Genomic DNA, 2,815 nt, shown 5'->3' with positions numbered 1-2,815 from the left:
CTTCTTGGTATTAAACGCCGTATAAGCTCATTTAAGCCGTTTTAGGTGTTACATGCATAATTATATTAAAATCGCTTTAAAATCGCTTAGACGCAAAAATAGACACCTTGAGTGGCTAATTTGACACTTGGTGGAATAAACAAGCGGCTAGAGAATACGCGGCCAAACACCCCGAAGAAGAAAAGTCGGCCGACAACGATAACAGTGGGTTGTACTACTAGTCCTAAAAGGCTACAAAATCCTTTCTAAGCGGTTTTAAGGCTTACTAACCTCTTTATACTCAAGTTAGATTTAAATGACTTAAACAGAAGAATAGGGGCTTTTAAATGAGTGCCAGAGCTAACCAGCTCAAAAGTTCAGCCTTTAGATCAACGCCGAGCTCAAGTGATTTGAGGCCAAGGCTTTATCTATTGATATGGTACTCAAAAGGTAGTATAATGGTAGTAGTAAAAGAAAGGAGATGAGACAATCATGGCAGTTAAGGAAAAGAAACGGGTCCAAGTCAAGATTGATAAAGATTTAGCCGATGATACCGAAGCAATTTTAAGCGAATTGGGCTTAAATCCAACCACGGCCATTAACATGTTTTACAAGCGGATTGTTGCTAATGGTGCTTTACCTTTTAATGCGTCTTTAAGCGAAGAAGAAAGAGCTAATTTACGCTTTTTAAAGGCGACCGAAGGGACACCAGTCACCGAGTTCAAAGACGCTAAAGAGGTCGCTGATTGGCTCAACGATCCAGATGAGGACTAATGACTTAGTCAGCCTATACGTTAGTTTTGTAGAAACTAACGGTGGCAAGTCTCGACCAGTTTTAATTCGTCGGGTATCAGAACAGACGGTCGAGGCTTTTAAAATTACTAGTCAGTATGAAAAGAAGTCGGCTTATATCAAGCAACAATATTATCCGATTCAAGATTGGCAATCCGCTGGGTTGAAGAAACCTTCCTGGGTCGATCTTGGTAATATTTATCGCTTTCCCAAAGCCGGTTTAAACTTTAAAGAAATCGGTCATTTAAGTAAGCTAGATCAAAATAAAATTTCAGATTTTACGCTTGACCTAAAATCAAAAAGAAGAGGTAAGGGTCAAAAGATAATTCAACAGCGATCAAGTAAAAGGAAGCACAAAGAAAGTAAAGCAGAGCTTACACAAAGAATTCAAAAACAGTTAAAAGACTTTGCTAAACACAATCCATAAATTAAGCCAAAAAACAATCCTGAAAATAAAAACGATCGGCCTAGTTATTAGGCTGATCGTCTTTAAATTTATTCGGTTTATGGGCATTAACGTAATCGGCGAATGTTTTTAAAAGTTCTTCGGTTTGTTCGACCGAGAGGTTATTAGCTTGGAAGTATTTTTCTAGCAAAGCTCCTTTTTGAATTAATCGGCGAGAACGGGCTTTGCGGGCTTGCCGATTTTCATAGTATTTAGATTGCCGTAATTTAAAATCTTCCCGCTCAATTTTTTGTTTTAAACGCGCTTGTTGCTCGACTAGTTTTTCATATTTATTAGACATAGAATTTCCCCATCTCGTATGGCTAATGATCTACGGACTTTACCTTTAAAAATTCAGAAAATTGCTTGGCTAAAAGCTTAATCTGATCGTTAGACAAATTAGCATAATCTAAATTGGCTTGACTGATAATTTGTTTACCTAGCCGTTGTTCAATCTTATTTTTTTCGTCCTTAATTTTTTGATTAAGGGCTTTTAATTTAGCTTCTTGTTTTTCTAAGTTACTTTGAGACATAACGATCCATCCAATCATATTAGAAATTATTATCGACACTATATCATAAGGGAAACGTTAAGTCAAAGTATAAAAGTTAAAATAGCGAAGCGGAAGGCATACACTAAAAGTAAATTCAGGAGATTCAGCAGACCGAGTGAAACGAGGTCAATGCGCACTTACACTCCAAATGAATTGGAGTCGTGCTAAGGACATCGCAACCTGTATTAGAAGTCGCCGATGGCGACAACAAAGTCAAACCCATAAACCCAAAGAAAGGTGGTGACCGACATGGCAATTTTTCACATGAGCTTTAGTAATATTAGTGCCGGTAAAGGACGAAGTGCAATTGCCAGTTCTGCTTATCGAAGCGGTGAAAAATTATTTGATGATAAAGAAGGCCGCCACTATTTTTATGCCCGCTCGGTTATGCCAGAAAGCTTTATTTTAACCCCCAAGAATGCACCAGCATGGGCCAGTGATCGAGAGCAGTTGTGGAATGAAGTTGAAAAGAAAGATCGTAAATCAAACTCACGGTATGCAAAAGAATTTAACGTGGCTTTACCGGTAGAATTAAGTGAATCCGAACAGAAAGAATTACTGACAAAATATGTGCAAGAAAATTTTGTCGATCAAGGTATGGTAGCTGACGTAGCAATTCATCGCGATCACCCAGACAATCCGCATGCACATGTGATGTTAACTAATCGGCCATTTAATCCAGACGGAACATGGGGTATTAAAAGCAAAAAGCAATATATTTTAGACAAAAATGGTAACAAAACATATACAAAAAGTGGCTATGCAAGAAATCGTAAAATTTGGTTAACAGATTGGGATAAAAAAGAAAAAATCAATCAATGGCGGCACAATTGGACAAACAGTGTTAATCAAGTTTTAGCACAAAAAAACATTCCCGATCGGATCAGCGAAAAATCATTTATCGAGAAGGGAATAGATGATACCCCAATGCAACATGAGGGAATCAATAGTAAGCGGCATGAAAGAAAAGAATTTAATCAACAAGTTAAGAACTATCGCAAGGCCAAAGCCAGTTATAAAAATAACCAAGAAAAAGTAATCAATC

At 37.5% G+C, this 2,815-nt stretch carries 5 protein-coding genes and 1 pseudogene; 4 read left to right on the top strand and 2 right to left on the bottom strand.

Features of this window, described 5'->3' with window-relative positions:
- Positions 1-119: 119 nt before the first annotated feature.
- The 3 genes and pseudogenes from JCM14108_RS15705 to JCM14108_RS14880 form a co-directional block, all read left to right on the top strand.
- Positions 120-221 (top strand): annotated as a pseudogene (locus tag JCM14108_RS15705) (plasmid replication initiator protein A); the annotation flags it as partial.
- A gap of 250 nt (positions 222-471) precedes the next feature.
- Positions 472-753 (top strand): type II toxin-antitoxin system RelB/DinJ family antitoxin, encoded by a 282-nt coding sequence (locus JCM14108_RS13630; RefSeq protein ID WP_014564139.1) that lies wholly within the window; start codon positions 472-474, stop codon positions 751-753.
- On the top strand, positions 743-1,198 hold the full coding sequence (locus tag JCM14108_RS14880; protein ID WP_035181498.1) for an mRNA interferase PemK: 456 nt from the start codon (positions 743-745) through the stop codon (positions 1,196-1,198). The genes JCM14108_RS13630 and JCM14108_RS14880 overlap by 11 nt, the downstream gene beginning before the upstream one ends.
- Before the next feature lie 40 nt (positions 1,199-1,238).
- On the opposite strand, the gene JCM14108_RS13620 is transcribed toward JCM14108_RS14880, so the two are convergent.
- Positions 1,239-1,517 (bottom strand): hypothetical protein, encoded by a 279-nt coding sequence (locus JCM14108_RS13620; protein ID WP_035181497.1) that lies wholly within the window; start codon positions 1,515-1,517, stop codon positions 1,239-1,241.
- A 22-nt stretch (positions 1,518-1,539) separates the two neighbouring features.
- Positions 1,540-1,767, bottom strand: a complete 228-nt coding sequence (locus tag JCM14108_RS13615) for a hypothetical protein (protein WP_081759918.1) — start codon at positions 1,765-1,767, stop codon at positions 1,540-1,542.
- Positions 1,768-2,019: 252 nt separating this feature from the next.
- Here JCM14108_RS13615 and mobQ point away from each other — a divergent pair.
- Positions 2,020-2,815, top strand: a 796-nt coding sequence (gene mobQ, locus JCM14108_RS13610) for a MobQ family relaxase (RefSeq protein WP_035181496.1), incomplete at its 3' end; no start/stop codon positions are given.

The organism is Lentilactobacillus farraginis DSM 18382 = JCM 14108 (genome assembly GCF_000583655.1).
GTDB lineage: Bacteria > Bacillota > Bacilli > Lactobacillales > Lactobacillaceae > Lentilactobacillus > Lentilactobacillus farraginis.
Note: the sequence above shows the minus strand (reverse complement) of the source record. Positions and strands in the feature narration are given on the sequence as shown.

What these genes read in the sequence shown, in the direction of transcription:
- JCM14108_RS13615 (WP_081759918.1), bottom strand. Translation starts at nt 1,767, where the DNA reads ATGATTGGATGGATCGTTATGTCTCAAAGTAACTTAGAAAAACAAGAA.
- JCM14108_RS13630 (WP_014564139.1), top strand. Translation starts at nt 472, where the DNA reads ATGGCAGTTAAGGAAAAGAAACGGGTCCAAGTCAAGATTGATAAAGAT.
- JCM14108_RS14880 (WP_035181498.1), top strand. Translation starts at nt 743, where the DNA reads ATGAGGACTAATGACTTAGTCAGCCTATACGTTAGTTTTGTAGAAACT.
- JCM14108_RS13620 (WP_035181497.1), bottom strand. Translation starts at nt 1,517, where the DNA reads ATGTCTAATAAATATGAAAAACTAGTCGAGCAACAAGCGCGTTTAAAA.